Annotated in this window: 23 protein-coding genes; 3 read left to right on the forward strand and 20 right to left on the reverse strand. The window is 57.9% G+C overall.

Annotation, left to right across the window (positions count from 1 at the left end):
- Positions 1-46: 46 nt before the first annotated feature.
- The 11 genes from QMX97_RS06045 to QMX97_RS06095 form a co-directional block, all read right to left on the reverse strand.
- Positions 47-421 carry a hypothetical protein gene (locus tag QMX97_RS06045; RefSeq protein ID WP_282396439.1) on the reverse strand — a complete coding sequence of 125 codons (375 nt, stop codon included), beginning with the start codon at positions 419-421 and terminating at the stop codon, positions 47-49.
- A complete protein-coding gene (locus QMX97_RS06050) occupies positions 421-852 on the reverse strand; it encodes a hypothetical protein (protein ID WP_282396440.1) in 432 nt (143 codons plus the stop codon). Before QMX97_RS06050 ends, QMX97_RS06045 begins: the two co-directional genes overlap by 1 nt.
- A 98-nt stretch (positions 853-950) precedes the next feature.
- On the reverse strand, positions 951-1,187 hold the full coding sequence (locus QMX97_RS06055; protein ID WP_282396441.1) for a hypothetical protein: 237 nt from the start codon (positions 1,185-1,187) through the stop codon (positions 951-953).
- Positions 1,184-1,384 (reverse strand): hypothetical protein, encoded by a 201-nt coding sequence (locus QMX97_RS06060; protein WP_282396442.1) that lies wholly within the window; start codon positions 1,382-1,384, stop codon positions 1,184-1,186. The genes QMX97_RS06055 and QMX97_RS06060 overlap by 4 nt, the downstream gene beginning before the upstream one ends.
- 10 nt (positions 1,385-1,394) lie before the next feature.
- Entirely contained in the window at positions 1,395-1,922 is a 528-nt protein-coding gene (locus tag QMX97_RS06065) for a hypothetical protein (RefSeq protein ID WP_282396443.1), read from the reverse strand.
- Entirely contained in the window at positions 1,919-2,356 is a 438-nt protein-coding gene (locus tag QMX97_RS06070; protein WP_282396444.1) for a hypothetical protein, read from the reverse strand. The genes QMX97_RS06065 and QMX97_RS06070 overlap by 4 nt, the downstream gene beginning before the upstream one ends.
- A gap of 44 nt (positions 2,357-2,400) precedes the next feature.
- Positions 2,401-3,324, reverse strand: a complete 924-nt coding sequence (locus QMX97_RS06075; RefSeq protein ID WP_282396447.1) for a DNA cytosine methyltransferase — start codon at positions 3,322-3,324, stop codon at positions 2,401-2,403.
- A gap of 42 nt (positions 3,325-3,366) precedes the next feature.
- The gene (locus QMX97_RS06080; protein ID WP_282396449.1) at positions 3,367-4,527 is read right to left on the reverse strand and encodes an RNA-directed DNA polymerase; all 1,161 of its coding nucleotides are present in this window, start codon (positions 4,525-4,527) and stop codon (positions 3,367-3,369) included.
- A gap of 212 nt (positions 4,528-4,739) precedes the next feature.
- Positions 4,740-5,096: a four helix bundle protein gene (locus tag QMX97_RS06085; RefSeq protein ID WP_282396451.1), complete on the reverse strand. Its 357-nt coding sequence runs from the start codon at positions 5,094-5,096 to the stop codon at positions 4,740-4,742.
- 61 nt (positions 5,097-5,157) lie between these two features.
- The gene (locus QMX97_RS06090; protein WP_282396453.1) at positions 5,158-5,778 is read right to left on the reverse strand and encodes a DUF1566 domain-containing protein; all 621 of its coding nucleotides are present in this window, start codon (positions 5,776-5,778) and stop codon (positions 5,158-5,160) included.
- Between the two features lie 79 nt (positions 5,779-5,857).
- Positions 5,858-6,469 (reverse strand): DUF1566 domain-containing protein, encoded by a 612-nt coding sequence (locus QMX97_RS06095; protein ID WP_282396455.1) that lies wholly within the window; start codon positions 6,467-6,469, stop codon positions 5,858-5,860.
- A 106-nt stretch (positions 6,470-6,575) separates the two neighbouring features.
- Between QMX97_RS06095 and QMX97_RS06100 the strand changes: the two genes are divergently transcribed.
- Positions 6,576-6,770, forward strand: coding sequence for a hypothetical protein (locus QMX97_RS06100; protein ID WP_017528191.1), 195 nt, complete (start codon positions 6,576-6,578; stop codon positions 6,768-6,770).
- Between the two features lie 8 nt (positions 6,771-6,778).
- Here QMX97_RS06100 and QMX97_RS06105 read toward each other — a convergent pair whose 3' ends face one another.
- Positions 6,779-7,339, reverse strand: coding sequence for a hypothetical protein (locus tag QMX97_RS06105; protein ID WP_282396458.1), 561 nt, complete (start codon positions 7,337-7,339; stop codon positions 6,779-6,781).
- A gap of 100 nt (positions 7,340-7,439) precedes the next feature.
- On the opposite strand from QMX97_RS06105, the gene QMX97_RS06110 reads away from it, so the two are divergent.
- The gene (locus QMX97_RS06110; RefSeq protein WP_282396459.1) at positions 7,440-7,649 is read left to right on the forward strand and encodes a hypothetical protein; all 210 of its coding nucleotides are present in this window, start codon (positions 7,440-7,442) and stop codon (positions 7,647-7,649) included.
- A 71-nt stretch (positions 7,650-7,720) separates the two neighbouring features.
- Here QMX97_RS06110 and QMX97_RS06115 read toward each other — a convergent pair whose 3' ends face one another.
- From QMX97_RS06115 to QMX97_RS06130, 4 genes are all read right to left on the reverse strand, one after another.
- Positions 7,721-8,536, reverse strand: coding sequence for a DUF2303 family protein (locus QMX97_RS06115; protein ID WP_282396460.1), 816 nt, complete (start codon positions 8,534-8,536; stop codon positions 7,721-7,723).
- Positions 8,537-8,580: 44 nt separating this feature from the next.
- The gene (locus QMX97_RS06120) at positions 8,581-8,928 is read right to left on the reverse strand and encodes a hypothetical protein (protein ID WP_028619156.1); all 348 of its coding nucleotides are present in this window, start codon (positions 8,926-8,928) and stop codon (positions 8,581-8,583) included.
- A gap of 91 nt (positions 8,929-9,019) precedes the next feature.
- The gene (locus tag QMX97_RS06125; RefSeq protein ID WP_282396461.1) at positions 9,020-9,331 is read right to left on the reverse strand and encodes a hypothetical protein; all 312 of its coding nucleotides are present in this window, start codon (positions 9,329-9,331) and stop codon (positions 9,020-9,022) included.
- On the reverse strand, positions 9,328-9,690 hold the full coding sequence (locus QMX97_RS06130) for a hypothetical protein (RefSeq protein WP_282396462.1): 363 nt from the start codon (positions 9,688-9,690) through the stop codon (positions 9,328-9,330). The genes QMX97_RS06125 and QMX97_RS06130 overlap by 4 nt, the downstream gene beginning before the upstream one ends.
- A 461-nt stretch (positions 9,691-10,151) precedes the next feature.
- Here QMX97_RS06130 and QMX97_RS06135 point away from each other — a divergent pair, with 461 nt between their 5' ends.
- Positions 10,152-10,463 (forward strand): hypothetical protein, encoded by a 312-nt coding sequence (locus QMX97_RS06135; protein ID WP_282396463.1) that lies wholly within the window; start codon positions 10,152-10,154, stop codon positions 10,461-10,463.
- Positions 10,464-11,190: 727 nt separating this feature from the next.
- On the opposite strand, the gene QMX97_RS06140 is transcribed toward QMX97_RS06135, so the two are convergent.
- From QMX97_RS06140 to QMX97_RS06155, 4 genes are all read right to left on the reverse strand, one after another.
- Complete coding sequence (locus QMX97_RS06140) at positions 11,191-11,409, reverse strand: hypothetical protein (RefSeq protein WP_069557328.1); 219 nt, start codon at positions 11,407-11,409, stop codon at positions 11,191-11,193.
- A gap of 135 nt (positions 11,410-11,544) precedes the next feature.
- On the reverse strand, positions 11,545-11,871 hold the full coding sequence (locus QMX97_RS06145; RefSeq protein ID WP_069557329.1) for a DUF2388 domain-containing protein: 327 nt from the start codon (positions 11,869-11,871) through the stop codon (positions 11,545-11,547).
- Between the two features lie 97 nt (positions 11,872-11,968).
- Positions 11,969-13,072, reverse strand: coding sequence for an XRE family transcriptional regulator (locus QMX97_RS06150; protein WP_282396464.1), 1,104 nt, complete (start codon positions 13,070-13,072; stop codon positions 11,969-11,971).
- Positions 13,073-13,075: 3 nt separating this feature from the next.
- The gene (locus QMX97_RS06155; RefSeq protein WP_282396465.1) at positions 13,076-13,672 is read right to left on the reverse strand and encodes a hypothetical protein; all 597 of its coding nucleotides are present in this window, start codon (positions 13,670-13,672) and stop codon (positions 13,076-13,078) included.
- Positions 13,673-13,694: the final 22 nt, after the last annotated feature.

Consider the following 13,694-nt stretch of genomic DNA (forward strand, 5'->3'; position numbering starts at 1 on the left):
CTACCCACCTTGTAGATGAAGACGTAGGCGAACCAGAGGGTGGCGATCATAGTAGGTGTGCTCCTGCTTCGAGCAAGCCGTCCCGGTCTTCGCGCAGGTTGTCTCGCTCAGCCCTAAGCTGATCGTTCTCCCTGATCAAAGCCTTGATGGCTGTCGAGATATTTTGGTGGCCAAGCTTGATGGTGATGGCTTGGGCCTCGTCGAATAGCTTGACCTTCTGGTCACGGTCATCCGATGCACGGGCTGCAAGCTCTTTTTCCCGGATCTTCAGGCATCGCTTGCACGTCACGTAACGCCAGTCGTTTGTGAGTTGTTCATCCGCCATAACGCCTTCGGTGCCGCAGTAGACGTGCTCTGGTGGATCCTGGTCGGCCTCGGTACCGCCGTCCCATGGATAGAGGTGAACTGCGCGCCCGCCCATCAGCACTCGCTCCAGTTCATGGCCTGTATGTATTCGCACGGAACCATCAGGCGGTCGGGTGGCACCGTGCTTTCGGTCCTGATGTCGCCGAAATAGGCAATGGCGGCCTGGGCGCGCTCAAGCGACAGTTGGGCATGACGCATCTGCCAGGACTTGCGCTGCTTATACGAGCGCAGCGCCAGGGCCTTATCGGTGTAGGCGAATCGCCGGCCGTGCTCCCCGCCATCCTTCAGGACACGCTTGCGGTACTGCTTCAGCATGGACTCGCGCTGCGAGCCACCGAAGAGGTTGTTGTGGAATTCATCCACGATGTACCAGCACTGCTCGGTTTCGCCGATAACCACGAACTTTTTGCAGGTGACTTCCAGGCCTTTAGGGTCGAGCTCGTCGACGTAGCGATAATGGTCCGGGCCGAGTTTTATCTTTTCCATGGTCGAGCTCGTCCTTGCCGCTATAGCGGCTGACTTTGAAGGTGGAGGGGTTACAGGTTTTGCGGGTGGAGTACGGATGTACTCCTATCGCGGAATGCCTACCCGCGCAACTCGACATCCGTTGTGATCGCCTTCACGACCACCGGGCCAAGGATCCGGACACCTCGCTGGTCATCTTTGAACGCACGATTGATTCGGCCGATTGCCTCTTCCCGGGCCTGCCGATATACCTGATCGATCTTGCAATCCGGCCCCCAGCTTCCGATGTTCGAGATTTCGATAGTGAGGGTGACCGTTGCGCCGGTAGTGGTCCGCACTGTTGGTCGATTGGTCATGGCAGTTCATCCCCGACGATCATCTTGCAGGGGCCCAGGCGTACAGCCTTGAGTTCATCCCGCAAATCATCTATCTCCTGATCGGCATCGGTCAGGCGCTGTTGCAGGGAGTCACGCTCTTTGATCGCGAGCGCGTGCTTGCGCCGCCAGTGCAGCACGGCGTCCAGTTCTTCAACCGTTTGAATTGGCTTGCTCATGCTCATAACCTCAATTGTCGGTGCCGGTGTAGGTGCGCCATGGCACCTTCACTCCGTTGACCAGAAAGCCCCAGTCACCACGCCACTTGCTGGTGATGAAGAGGGTGTAGACGCCGCCGGGGGAGACCTCATCGATTCGGTGGTACTCGCCGTGGCGCAGGCTCGCGGTATCGCCAGGCTCTCGCCAGTAATCGATGTCGGTGTGTCCTCCGGACTCCCAGGTATGCCGACGCTGCTCCTTGTACCAGCCGCGCAGGATGATGGTGCGGGCGTTCCACGGGTGGTCGTGCAGGTCCCGGTCTTCGTCGTGCCGCATGATGTGGTGGATGCGGAACGACCACGGGCACCACCACAGCGCTGGCTTGTGCGTTTCGCGGGAGTAGGGGTTGAACAGCCACCAGCGCCCCATGTACATCTCGTCGCCGTCGGCGGACATGATGTGCAGGTACGGGGTGCGCTGGGCGCGGGTGATGAGCCAGGCGGCAACCGCCGGGCGCGCAAGCAGCTTGGCGATTAGGCGCCAGAAGAGATTGATCATGCTGCCTCCTTTTGCTCTTCCGGCTTGCGGATCAAGCCAAGGCGCACGCCTTCATCTCGAACAATCAAGATGTCGTCGCCATAGCCCCATTGATTCTCGAAGCCGTTATCCATCACGGGCTGGAAATACCCGTAGCGCATCATCTTCCCGCTGAGCACGAACGAACCGATAGATCCGACCAAGCTCTTCAGTGTGCCGCCGTGCGAGAAGCCGTCCCACGGGCCTTCCCTCGTAACGTTGATGCGGGCACCGGTGTAGTCATCGAACAGCCAGACAATGTTGCGGCGGCCATTGAGAGCGAGGTATGAATCGTGCCCGGCGCCCTTGTTACGAAAGAAGCACCGGCCGCAGTTGGCGATCACCCTGATGAATTCGTTCGCAGCGATGATCCGGTCCAGGCGCTGCTGGCCGATGGTTTTGTTTTCTGTAGGCATGGGGAGTCCTTGCCGGGCCATGCCCGGGCGGTGGAGTGGGGGAGTTATGCGGCAGCTTTCAACGCTTCGATGATGCGCCGGCCGGCCAGCGGCGGCACCGCGTTTCCGGTCATGTGCATGGTTAGCCGGTGGTTATCCGGGCGCTGTGTATCTTTCGGGAAGGACTGCGCGGCCATGGCCTCGTCAGCGGTGATCATCCGCATTCGGTCGCCATCGACCACGGCCCAGCGATCCAGCGTAGTGATGGTGCCGATCGGGCGTTCCAGGCTGCGACCGGTGAGTCCCGACCCCGAACCGTAGTAGGGCATCACGAACCGCTCTCCGAACCGTTCCCGGCCATTCTTCACGCGAGTCAGCGTGGATTCTGCGCGGCCTTGCTTGATGATCGGAGACCACTTTCCGGCGTTGAAGTCGATAATCTCACTGGCCGGCACATGCTGGTGCTGTTGGAGCTGCAGATGTAGGGGCGCCTTGCTGCGGGAACAGACCATGAACAGGCGTACCCTGTGTTGCGGAACCCCTAGGTCGGCGCAGTCCACGATATGCGGAGCCAGCGAGTAACCCAGGCGCTGCATCGCATCCGCCCAGGCTGGGTAGAGGATCCAGTCCATGAACTCCGGTACGTTTTCGATGATGGCGAAGTCGGGCCTGTTGACCTCTGCATTCGCGACCGGCGCCCAGGCCGTCGACCGCGAGTTGTCGTGCTGCGGGTTGCCTGACGCCTTACCGCGCGCCTTGGTGTGGCCCTGGCAGCACGGAGAGGCCAGCATCACGTCATGCTTTGGCACTCGCGACCAGTCAGCCTGGTGCAAGTCCTGGCAGACGTGCTGCGTCTCCGGGTTGTTCTTGGTGTGCCACTCTACGGCGGCGGGCCAATGGTTGGCGGCCCAAAGGACGTTTAGCCCGGCGTCCTTCCCTCCACGGGTCCATCCGCCGAAGCCGGAAAACAGGTCAATTGCAGTATGCATAGGGGGTCCTCGCCGGCTGGCGCTATTCGAAAATGGGGTGGGTTACTTCTTCTGGTAGGTCTTCGTCAGCGCCGCGTTGACGCTGTTGCCGCGCTTCAGCACGACGCGAGCTAGTGCTGCCCGGTCCGTGTGGCTGTGGCTGGCCTGACTGAGCAGGCCAAAGTAGCTGTTAGCGGTCTCGCGCAGATCCTCGGCGGGCGCTGCGGCGGTGCGCTTCAATGCCTGGGCCAATGATCGCTTACGGGTGGTGCGCCGCCACGGCTTGATAACGTGGCCAACGAAGTCGACGCCGCGATCCACAGGTTGCAGAACCGTCTTCGTCGGATTGAGCTTGGCGCCGAGCCTTGGCAGGAACGCTTCGACCTCGGCCAGCCACTGGTTGAGCTGCTGCGGCGACTCATGCAGTAACACGAAGTCATCGACGTACCGGATGTAGTGCTTGGCGCGCAGCGTGTGCTTGGCGAACTGGTCCAGGGCATCGAGGTAGATGTTGGCGAAGAACTGCGAGGACAGGTTGCCGATCGGCAGGCCGAGGCGGGCAGGCTGCGCCACCAGGCGCTTGTGTTGCGGCACCCTATTGAACAGATGGGCCGGGCTTCGCGTCTCGTAATCCTCACGCGGGTCGTACATGAGGATCTGAGTGGCCAAGGCCAGCCACCAGGGTTCGGTGATCCTGGCTTCCAGCTGCTTGCGCAGCACCGCCTTATCGATGGCGACGAAGAAGTTGGCCAGGTCGCACTTGAGGTAGAAGAGCGGCTTCGACCAGTTCTCGCTGGCGCTCCGGATCTTCGATTCGAGGCGCTTGCCGGCGTACAACGTGCCGCGACCTGGAATGCATGCGCAACTGTCCGCTATGAAGCTGGCGTAGAAGCGCGGTGCCACATGGTTGTACAGCAGGTGGTGGACGACTCGGTCCCGAAAGGCTGCCGCCCAAACTTCGCGGGCTTTCGGCCTTGTGACCACGAAACAAATGGATCGGCCTGGGCGGTAATTGCCGCTGACCAGGTCGTCGTGCAACTGGATCAGGTTCCTTTCCAGGTCGATTTCGAATACCAATGCACTGTCGCTGTTGCGCTTGGTGCGTCGGCAGTCGTAATAGGCCTGGACCAGATCCTGAAACGGGTAGGGATCCAAAGTCGAATCTGCGGACGGGGCGGACACGGAGCTCGTTGTTCTTGTCGTTGTTGTTCTGATTGCCATCATCGAAGTTCATGTTGAATGCGTTGTTGGCTGAGCGCTGCGACCTATCGTGCTATCTACGTCGCCGAGCCGAAGGCATAGCCGATCAGCAAGGAAACTGCGCGAGACCTGCACGGACGCTTTAGACCGTCGGTATCCCTTATGCGCATGGCGGTGACCTATCAGGTCAGCGGCACGACCAGATTCAATTCGCACAGACCAGAAAGCCTTAACCTTCAGGTAGCGGGCGCGGTTGGGGTGGAGCGTTTCCAGGCGTTGGCTTGCTTGCCGACAGAGGCTGTTACCTCGATCGCCTTGGCATGCTGTTCGACACTGATGAATCGGCTGTCCTTGAATAGGCGCATCAGGAACTCGACCACTTGAATCCTCTCGACCAGCAGGGTTAGATGGGGGCGTTTGTCCTGGGTTGCGTTTGCACGGGCGATCAGCATCACGACCTCGATGCATTCGTCGATCACTCGCTTGCCCAGCGATTGTTTGAGGTCTCGCGGGATGTTGCGAGTCAGGATGGTTGCCATGTGCAGCAGGCCCATGGCCGCTCGATAGATCGACAGATCGGTGTGCATTCCCATTGCGGTACAGCTCCAAAAAGCAAAAGCAGCCGGCCGCAAGCGACCGGATTAAATAAGCGAATTAATCAATAAGTTCTCTGCGGACGGGGCGGACACGGAGCTCGAGGCTCTTGCCGAGGCAGCTCTGAGGGCCATCAACGAAGTGCATGAAGAATGCGCTGCTGGCTGAGCGCTGCGAAGATGACCAGTAGGCGCGTTGCTGGAACGCCTCAGGACCGCCGGCTCGGAATGCCTCATGGATGGTCTGGGCCGGGTCTTGCCCGCTGTACAGCAGACCGACCGGCTCGCTGTTCGGGTTATCGCCGCTGCGTCCGTACTCCCAGTTATCGCCGGTGCCTGGCTTGAAGTGGCGATACTGAAGCTCTTGCACGTCGCGAGCCGGGATTGCCCAGTCGGTGAAGCCGCCAATGTTCAGGTCCATCACCTTTGCGGCCAGCTCGCTACCCGCCGCCGCCATGGCGTGGGTATTGAAGAGGCTGTCGGTGAAGCTGCCGGCGCCTTCGACTTTCACGCCGTACTTGCCCCACTCGCCGACGAGTTCATGAGCAGCGCCGGCAGTGATGTTCAAGAAGCGGGAGCCGGTGTCGGGGTCGCGGGTAATGCCGGTGAAGAAACCGCCGCCGTAGGCCTCGCCGATGAGTGGGAGGGCTGATGCTTGTGCTGCTTTAGCTGCTGTGGACATGATGCTTCCTCTTTTCGAAGGCAACAAAAAAGGCGCTGTGCGCCCTGGTATGCCGGATCAAGAACGAATGGTTAAAGGATCAAATAAAGAATCTGCGGACGGGGCGGACACGGAGCTCGTAGCTCTTGAAGTTGAGGCCCTGATAGCCATCATCGAAGCTCATGGTGAAAGCGACGTAGGCTGAGCGCTGCGAACTCGACCAGTAGTAGCGGTCCTGGGCGAATACCTCAGGGCAGTTCAGCCAGCCCTGATACAGCTCGGCAGCGGCTGGCAGGTAGAAGTCATGGTGACCATCAGCCTTGTACTCGGCGCAGGCATCGGCAGCCGGATACTTCCGTTCGTCATCGTTGCCGATCAACACCTGGGTATTGGTGTAGCCGTCAGTCTTGCTCAGGCCTTTCACCTCAACTCCACGGCCTCCCCATTCATGGTCGCCAACGTCATTGGCGGCGATGATCAGGTAATGCGCTGGCACGTCGCCGCGGGCTTGAACGTACCCGCCGTTGAGACCGCCCTGGCCCGGCCATGGCTGGCCTATTTGCGGGGTGTCGTAGTGTGCAACCGGCGGAACGTTCGCCGCCGGCGGCAGCACTTGGGCGAACACGCTGGCCATAGCCAGTTGTGCCAAGGCCGAGGCGGGCATCTTGATAGAAGCGTCGCCGTGTTTCAGGGTGATCATTTCGGTTTTCATGCAGTTGCCTCGGGTAAGCGTCGCCATCCGGTGACCGGTGGTGGCAATTTGGTTTTGGTTGGGGTATTACGGGTGACCGGCATTGAGCCGGATTAAGGAGAGCTAGATGAGCGAGAAGCCTTCAGACTGTGAAGTGGCTAAGCTGATTGGCATAACCGAGAACGAGGTCGGCACCTATCGTGTCAACTCCGATCTGAGGCCTGACGGTCGGTGGCTCATCTATTTCGGATACCAGATGCCTGTAGCTTTGCGCAAAGGCCTGACTGGGAGCTTCACGTTCTTAATGCCTGAGATAGGCTAACCGCAATCTCAAGCGGCCTTGCGCTGCCCCAACACTAGTTGCCGCGCTGCTTCAAACTCGCTGCCGAGGATTTCGGCGGCGCCCTCGATGTTCTCGTTTCCATCCTCAAGCCGTAGGCCGAGGTTCAGGTAAACAACCCCATCCAGTTCGAAGAACACGCCGCCGCACATCCACAGTGCGCCCGGGTTCAGGCCAATCGCCTCCCAGGCCTCATCCATGTCGATGCTGGCCGGGCAATGCTCCTTCCACAGTAAGGACAGGCGTTCATGCTCTGCGACCTGGGCTGCGCGCGCTTCCTTCGGCGTCCCTTTCGCAGGCTTGGCGCTGGAGCGTAGCGCTCGGTAACCGTACTGGTCCGGACGGCACCAGTGCACATCCAGATCACGGCTTGCGCTGAGCTTCACGCCACCAACGTAGCTGCGGCTGCCGGAGCGCATTGGCGAAGTCTCGCCGCCGAACGCCTGGCCCAATTTGGCGCGCTGCGCGTTCCAGTTCGCTCGCTTGGTGTCCCAGGCGTTCACCGCGGCAACCACGGCAGGGGCGGTTGTCTTGTACATGTAGTTGCTCATGGGCTTCTCCTTGTATGGGCAAGCTTGATAAGGCTGGTATGAGTGCACAAGATGAGTTATTGATTACGGTTTCTAACAAAGCAAAAAGAGCTAATAGAAAATGATTGATCTGAAAATTTATGAACAGAGTGACGCGCTCTTGATGGTCATGAACGACGCATCATCGAAGCTCAGGGATTTCTGCATAAAGCACGACACTTCCCAAGATGATCATCGCGAGACGGCCGTCGAACTCCAACGCGCTGTATACGCAGCGCATGCCAAGTGGTTGAAGTTTGTTGAGGAAAACTTTGTCAACTGGGGCGGATAACCTCCTCGCTAAGGTACCCCCTCCGGTTACCGGATGCAGCGAGTAGGAAGGCCGGTCACCCGGCCTTGTTTTTACTTCGGATCGAACGCGCCAAGCGACAAAACAGCGGCCTCGCCGATTTTTTCTTGCAGCACTGATTTGAACTCCTGAGCAATGTCTTCGCGCTGGACTTCTTCGCCAACCCAACGCAGCTTGAGCACTGGCTGCGCGCCGCTGGTGATGACCGACAGGCGCAGCGTGATGACTTGCTCGGTCAGACCTTCGAAAGGGATGGTGCTGAACTGCAGCGACACCGGCAGTGTTTCTTTACTACGCGCTTCGATCTGATCCATGGCGCTGCGGCTGGCGCTGGTCTCGCCCACTGTGGTTTCCGATTCACTGGAAGCCTTGATGGTGATGGTGCGCACTGCGGCAATGGCTTTGGCCACCGGGATGGAGTTTCCAGCCTCATCAACGGGTGTGAGGTACTGGTGCCAGTCTTCGATCCAGTCGCTCAGGTCTTTCTGGCTGATGCCGCGCCCACCGATTTGCTGGGCGGCGGTGTAGCCGGCGGTTGGCTTCAGCTTGAGGACGGCGCGGTCATCGGCGTGACCGGGCACATCGGCGGTGCCCAGGTTGAACAGCAGCACACAGCTCATCGCGTCCTGATCAATGAAGCCGCGGGCGCCAAGTGCCGCGCGTTCCACCACGTACGCGCTGAAGTCTGCTAGCGAGTGAGTGCTGTAGGTGCCACGGAAGCGGCTGCGCCCGGGCTGGAACTTTTCCAAGTCGATGACTTTAGAGCTTTCCGGCAGCACCACGGTAGGGACCAATGTTTCCAGCTTCTTGCCGTTGGCTTCCAGCGCCGTATCGGTGATGAGCTGGATTGCATCTTTGGTAAGTGACATCGCTTATTTCCTTTGACTTCGGGGGGGAGGGTGAGCGGGGTGGGTCAGGTGCGCTTAGGAATCGGCGCGTCGTCGCGGCTGAACAGCTGGTCGTGCTTCTCCGCGAAGAGGGTCACGCGGCCGCCGGTGCCGACGTGCATGGGCGTGTCGAGGCTGGTGTTCTCGCTCCGGGTTCCGCGTTTGGTCGGCACCTTGTAATCGAGCTTGTGCTTGATCTTCACCTGGTGCGATTCGCCGATCTGGCTGAAATCCAGGGTTATCACCAGCTTTCCGGCCTTGCCGTGGTCAACCACGCCAGCCGCTACTTCGGAGATGGCGTGGCCAATTTGACTGGCGAAGGCGCCACCGTTGAGTTCTTCAAGAAACTCGGCTGTATCTGTTGCTGTGGACATGGCTGTTTCTCCGGGATGGCCTGCAGGCCGCTGGGTGGAAGGTGGAGCTGCGATTGTCGAAGGCGCTGGCGCACCTGGTTATTGATGCGCTTCATGCGAACTTGAAACCGTTTTCCTTGGCGATCAGCTCGATGCGCTTTTGCCGTATACGGGTTTGCGTGGCTGCTGCGCTGGAGGTGATGCCGGTCTCAGCCAGGGCCTTGAGCATGGGCGCGAGCTTGTTGCGCTCTGCACGCAGGCGCTCGGCGTGGCCGCTGCCCCCCATGCTGGCGCCGGGCACTTCGGCACTAACGCCGGGTGCAATCTGGTGCACCTGGCCGCCGGCGCCGAAGAACGCGTCCTTCTGGCGGTGAAGATCCGCTATCACCGCTTGCCGCGGATCTGGCATAGGCACGCCGATCATGGCTGCGCACCGTAGTAGGCGAACACCGCCAGCATCATGGTGAAGCCGATCGTCCAGCGAAGCATGCTGAGCCCGAAACGCCGTGACGTTGCCTTGGTAGCGCTGAAGAAGTCAGCGTTGCGCTCAAGCTGTTCAGCGTAATGGCACGCGCCGTCATGGCCAGTGCGTGCGCCGCGGGAAACGCCGGTGGAGCGCTCCACCACATCGAACAGGTTCTTGCCGAGCGGCACCACGCCGAAACGCAGTACCTTCACTGGCTCTTCGCGACCGATCTTCATGTACATCTCCGAAGTGGAAAGCGAAACACGTTCCCGCAGGGCCTGCAGAACGGCTTGGCTTTGTTGGATGGCTGGGTTCATGCCGACTCCTTGGTTGTGCTTGCGTTTATTCGTCAGCAGCCTGACCGCCTGCTGGTTGCCGTTGGGCGCAGGGGAGGGTGCTGACGGGTAAAGGCGAGGCGTAAAAAAGCCCAGTAGGGACTGGGCTTTTCATTACGACACATAGACCTCCCTATGTAGCGCGGGGTGGCGGTTGAGCGCCTGGTTTTAAAGTTCACATGGCTGCCAATCCTCCGCATCGGGGTGTGATCTATGACTACTGCTGGCTTCTGTTTGCGGCTACCGGCACCACACCGGCTATTTGTGCACTCGACCACAGCGTTTTCATTCAGATCACACCCCGATGCGACCTGGTGTTGGGGAGTACCAGGGCCTCGGGCAGTTAACGACAGGCTGTCGTGGCGCTGGTTGTTCGGGGGGGGATGGTAGTGGCTTTATGCCGCTGTTAATCTCAGATCCAGGTGAAATCAGAGGCTGTAGCCATGGATCCGAAGAACCTTGCCGTATTGATGAAGCTGAAGAACGCTATGGAAATGGCAAGCCCATCTCCAGCTCGAACCCCCTATATAGAGCCGGAGCCTCCGCAATCTAAAACCGGATGGCTCGTGAAAAACTGTCGCTTCTGCAAGACGACCAAGTTCAGCTACAGGGCTGACTGGGTTAATCCTCCGATCATGTGCGAGGGATGCCGCAACGAGCGGAAGACTCGCTACAAACCCGGCAAGGGCGACACGCTCTATTCCAATACGCAGGTGTTTCACGGCGGCTCACCTGGGGCGGGCCGCCATAAATGACTACCAAGAACAAACCTAATGAGACTCATGCGGAAAGATTGCTCCGACTGAGGCGCATAGTTGCTCGCTTAAAATCTGAGTTCGAGAGCCAGCCATCCGGCAAAGGTGTCGGGCTACTGACCCAGATTCGGGAGCTTGAGCAGCGGATAAGAAGAGAGGAAATGCATTCCATCTCTGGTTATAGAACTCCAAAACGTCCGGTTTCTGGCGGTGCGCCAGGATCAAATAGGCGCAAGTAAAGCTCTCCAAAAAGCTCTCTGCGAAAGTTCTTTGGAGAGCATCCTGCCCGCTGGTAACGGGCAGGTAATCTCTATTCCTTGCATAGGCCAACGGTCGCTTTCCCGTCAGTGACTTTCAGCGCGACACGGGATCAAGGTCCCAAGGCCAAACGCTTACTCACCACCACGCAGCCTCTCCAGCTACGTCCTCCGAATGAGGTCTCCTATGCCCAGCGCCGACATGAGGTCGAATCGCTGCGTACCGTTGCGCGGTACGTCCGCTGGCTATGCATCGGCCAGCTCGGCGTTCATCAAGTTTTTAAAGAGCGGCGAGCCGTGAGGCCCTGGCGAGTCCCTGTTGGGTGACTCGATGGAGTGAACATTAGGCATTCCTTCTTTTGTAGTCAATAGGTATGCCTAATTATTTTTTGTTACGCATGAAAAAGCCCGCTCAGTGGCGGGCTACGGATTCAGATGGGAGAGGGCAGATACAGGCGGGCTTGGGGAGGTCAATGCGGCACGGGAGAGAACAGTGTCCTTGCGACATCGTCCAGAAGCCTCTCGATCTCCGCCAGGTCGGCTTGCTTGATGTCGGTCGCGCATTCGTAGGCGCAGATCAAGCACTGCAGCAGATCAAGGTCTGAAATCTTCGCAAGGTCATCTTTCAGATCTGGGTGCTGGCTGAGTAGCAGCGCTCGGATATCTTCAGCGTTTTTCGGCATATCCATAGGCGGTCCCTCCATAGCTCAACCTGATTTTAGGCCATAGCCGCATGGGACGGCATGGCCGCTGATCGATAGGCCGTGAGAGTACGCTTACTAGAAACAAGAAGCCCGGCGCTAGGGACGGCTTGAGAGTCGCTGTCAGAGGGAGGTTGCGATTGCCAGGGCCAGTTGCGTGTCCGACATCAACGGCGGGGCGTAGGTTGCGCGATAGTATTGGGAGGCTTGCTCAAATTGAGCGCCCCTTATTTCGCCTTCCGAACCAATGAACGCCAGAGCGTCGGTCTTGGCTGACTTGAAGATCTTAGGCGGGTCGGTCGTGAGAGACGTGGTTGCACCAATTAAAATGGTTGGCGCGGAGATTGTGATAAATATCCCTGCAGCGATAGGGTTGACGTCATCACCTGATACGGCCTGTGTGCTGACCGATGCTAGCAGGGCAACCCCCAGAGCCTTCCATGAATTCATTCTTCGTTGCATCCGTTGCGTTCAGAGGGTGCCACGATAACAGAATCGAATGATTGCCAGAAACAAGAAGCCCGGCGCAGGGCCGGGCTGATGTGTATTACTTAATAACTCGAAGGTGGCGAGCTTGCTTAGTGACTTGCTGCAGAGGCGCCAAGGTCGATGAGCCAAGAAGCTCTCGGAGAAAAGCAGGCTTCACATTAAGCGCCTTTGCGAGTTGCTCTTCACTAAGTCCTTTCTTAGAGGCGAGCAAAGTCAGAGACTTGAGCAACACCTCTGGTGGCTCCTCCGGGATTAGATAGTCATCCTTCTCCCGTGTACCTTCCTGCCTCTTTAAAGTAATAACGCCTGTCTTGTATTGGGCGTCTGTAATTATTTCAAGCTGACGAGCCCTGTACAGAATTGCGCCCTTACTGACCTTCCAGTTTCCCTTGAACTCTCGAATACCTTTCCAATCAAGTCTTGTCCCGTTTGGACGTGGGAAAAACTTAATCATCATGCTTCTTGGTAACAAAAAAGCGCTAGCAAATCGGTTGGCTTGGTTTTCGGTGACTCGATCGCCAGTTACAACGCCTTCATGCATAACAAGATGGCCAAGCTCGTGCGCGATGTCGAATCGATACCGACTAGTACTTTCTTTCGCGTTGTTCCTCACAATGAATGGTCTTTCGACTGCGACTGATAACGCATCAATTTCTTTTGTAAGACCTTCGAAGCTCAAAACAACGGCGCCAAGATTTTCTGCAAGCCGCGTCATATTATCCACGGGCCCAAGCCCCAGTTCCCATTCTTTACGGCAGCTTTCGGCCGCTCGCTCAATGCAGTCATGGCTATGGATGTCTGGAATGCTAGGGATGTTGACGGACGGGAGCCTAAGCTGCTTCTCAAGATAGCCAATGAGCGAATGGACAACTTCACCCCTAGCAACAGCTACTTGCTTGGTGGTTTTGGTTGTCGAAAGAAGCTTTCTGAAGTGGAACTGATCTTCATGAAGGCGATTGACTCTGGACTGAAAAAACTCAGGCTCGACATTGAGTGCTTCAGCAAGACTGATAATTAGCGTCTCAGTCGGCGCGCTCTGCCCTGTTTCAAGTTTGTGAACATATTGCCTGGTTTTTCCAACCAGAGAACCAACCTCTTCAAGAGCCATCGCGGAAAACACCCGCGCAAGTTTGAGAGATGCTCCGTCAAATGCAAGGCTCATGTATTACTCGTTAACCGCATCATTGTTGCCAGTGTTATCAATGTCATCTTCCAGGATATCGATCTGGGCGGGAAGCAACGTCTTAGGTGCAGGAGCAGGGCCGCCAACAGAATGCAGGTAAGCGCCCTTGGAGCCATGAGTCCACTGAGAGACTTTTTCCTGGTAAACGTTGTAACCGATGAAGTGCGCTCGATCCTCGCTTTCATCTCCTTCCGCTCGCTCAATGACAAAACGCCAGATCACTGGGTGGCCGTCATCCTCCGAGAACATGTCATCAACTGCATTACGCTTGAAAAACCCTTTCTTGTCGGGGCTCTCAGGGTCATCGCGAAAGAATCGGCACGGAACGCCGCCGATGCAAAAAGTCACATCCATGCCCGGATTCAACAGTGAAAGCCACTTGTGGGACTTGGACATGCACATGGAAATCAGCATGTTTTTTGAGCGTTCGAAAGCGGCCACTTCGCGACTGAAATTGGAGTCGAATTCCGACTGCATTTCCTGGATTGTCGTAAACCTGATGTCCAGCAACGCCTCAGCGATCACGCTAAGGCGGTCATCGGTAAGGTCTGAGTGAAAAAAGGAGGGGTTATGGGGCATGTGACTTGCTCTCACCAAGTTT

This window comes from Pseudomonas sp. PS01298 (assembly GCF_029959745.1).
GTDB classification, from domain to species: domain Bacteria; phylum Pseudomonadota; class Gammaproteobacteria; order Pseudomonadales; family Pseudomonadaceae; genus Aquipseudomonas; species Aquipseudomonas aylmerensis.

Coding starts and splice junctions, on each gene's coding strand:
- QMX97_RS06065 (WP_282396443.1), bottom strand. CDS start 1,922: ATGATCAATCTCTTCTGGCGCCTAATCGCCAAGCTGCTTGCGCGCCCG.
- QMX97_RS06140 (WP_069557328.1), bottom strand. CDS start 11,409: ATGGATATGCCGAAAAACGCTGAAGATATCCGAGCGCTGCTACTCAGC.
- QMX97_RS06100 (WP_017528191.1), top strand. CDS start 6,576: ATGAGCGAGAAGCCTTCAGACTGTGAAGTGGCTAAGCTGATTGGCATA.
- QMX97_RS06050 (WP_282396440.1), bottom strand. CDS start 852: ATGGAAAAGATAAAACTCGGCCCGGACCATTATCGCTACGTCGACGAG.
- QMX97_RS06150 (WP_282396464.1), bottom strand. CDS start 13,072: ATGAGCCTTGCATTTGACGGAGCATCTCTCAAACTTGCGCGGGTGTTT.
- QMX97_RS06090 (WP_282396453.1), bottom strand. CDS start 5,778: ATGTCCACAGCAGCTAAAGCAGCACAAGCATCAGCCCTCCCACTCATC.
- QMX97_RS06125 (WP_282396461.1), bottom strand. CDS start 9,331: ATGATCGGCGTGCCTATGCCAGATCCGCGGCAAGCGGTGATAGCGGAT.
- QMX97_RS06105 (WP_282396458.1), bottom strand. CDS start 7,339: ATGAGCAACTACATGTACAAGACAACCGCCCCTGCCGTGGTTGCCGCG.
- QMX97_RS06080 (WP_282396449.1), bottom strand. CDS start 4,527: ATGATGGCAATCAGAACAACAACGACAAGAACAACGAGCTCCGTGTCC.
- QMX97_RS06060 (WP_282396442.1), bottom strand. CDS start 1,384: ATGAGCAAGCCAATTCAAACGGTTGAAGAACTGGACGCCGTGCTGCAC.
- QMX97_RS06045 (WP_282396439.1), bottom strand. CDS start 421: ATGGGCGGGCGCGCAGTTCACCTCTATCCATGGGACGGCGGTACCGAG.
- QMX97_RS06145 (WP_069557329.1), bottom strand. CDS start 11,871: ATGAATTCATGGAAGGCTCTGGGGGTTGCCCTGCTAGCATCGGTCAGC.
- QMX97_RS06130 (WP_282396462.1), bottom strand. CDS start 9,690: ATGAACCCAGCCATCCAACAAAGCCAAGCCGTTCTGCAGGCCCTGCGG.
- QMX97_RS06095 (WP_282396455.1), bottom strand. CDS start 6,469: ATGAAAACCGAAATGATCACCCTGAAACACGGCGACGCTTCTATCAAG.
- QMX97_RS06085 (WP_282396451.1), bottom strand. CDS start 5,096: ATGGGAATGCACACCGATCTGTCGATCTATCGAGCGGCCATGGGCCTG.
- QMX97_RS06110 (WP_282396459.1), top strand. CDS start 7,440: ATGATTGATCTGAAAATTTATGAACAGAGTGACGCGCTCTTGATGGTC.
- QMX97_RS06115 (WP_282396460.1), bottom strand. CDS start 8,536: ATGTCACTTACCAAAGATGCAATCCAGCTCATCACCGATACGGCGCTG.
- QMX97_RS06075 (WP_282396447.1), bottom strand. CDS start 3,324: ATGCATACTGCAATTGACCTGTTTTCCGGCTTCGGCGGATGGACCCGT.
- QMX97_RS06120 (WP_028619156.1), bottom strand. CDS start 8,928: ATGTCCACAGCAACAGATACAGCCGAGTTTCTTGAAGAACTCAACGGT.
- QMX97_RS06055 (WP_282396441.1), bottom strand. CDS start 1,187: ATGACCAATCGACCAACAGTGCGGACCACTACCGGCGCAACGGTCACC.
- QMX97_RS06070 (WP_282396444.1), bottom strand. CDS start 2,356: ATGCCTACAGAAAACAAAACCATCGGCCAGCAGCGCCTGGACCGGATC.
- QMX97_RS06155 (WP_282396465.1), bottom strand. CDS start 13,672: ATGCCCCATAACCCCTCCTTTTTTCACTCAGACCTTACCGATGACCGC.
- QMX97_RS06135 (WP_282396463.1), top strand. CDS start 10,152: ATGGATCCGAAGAACCTTGCCGTATTGATGAAGCTGAAGAACGCTATG.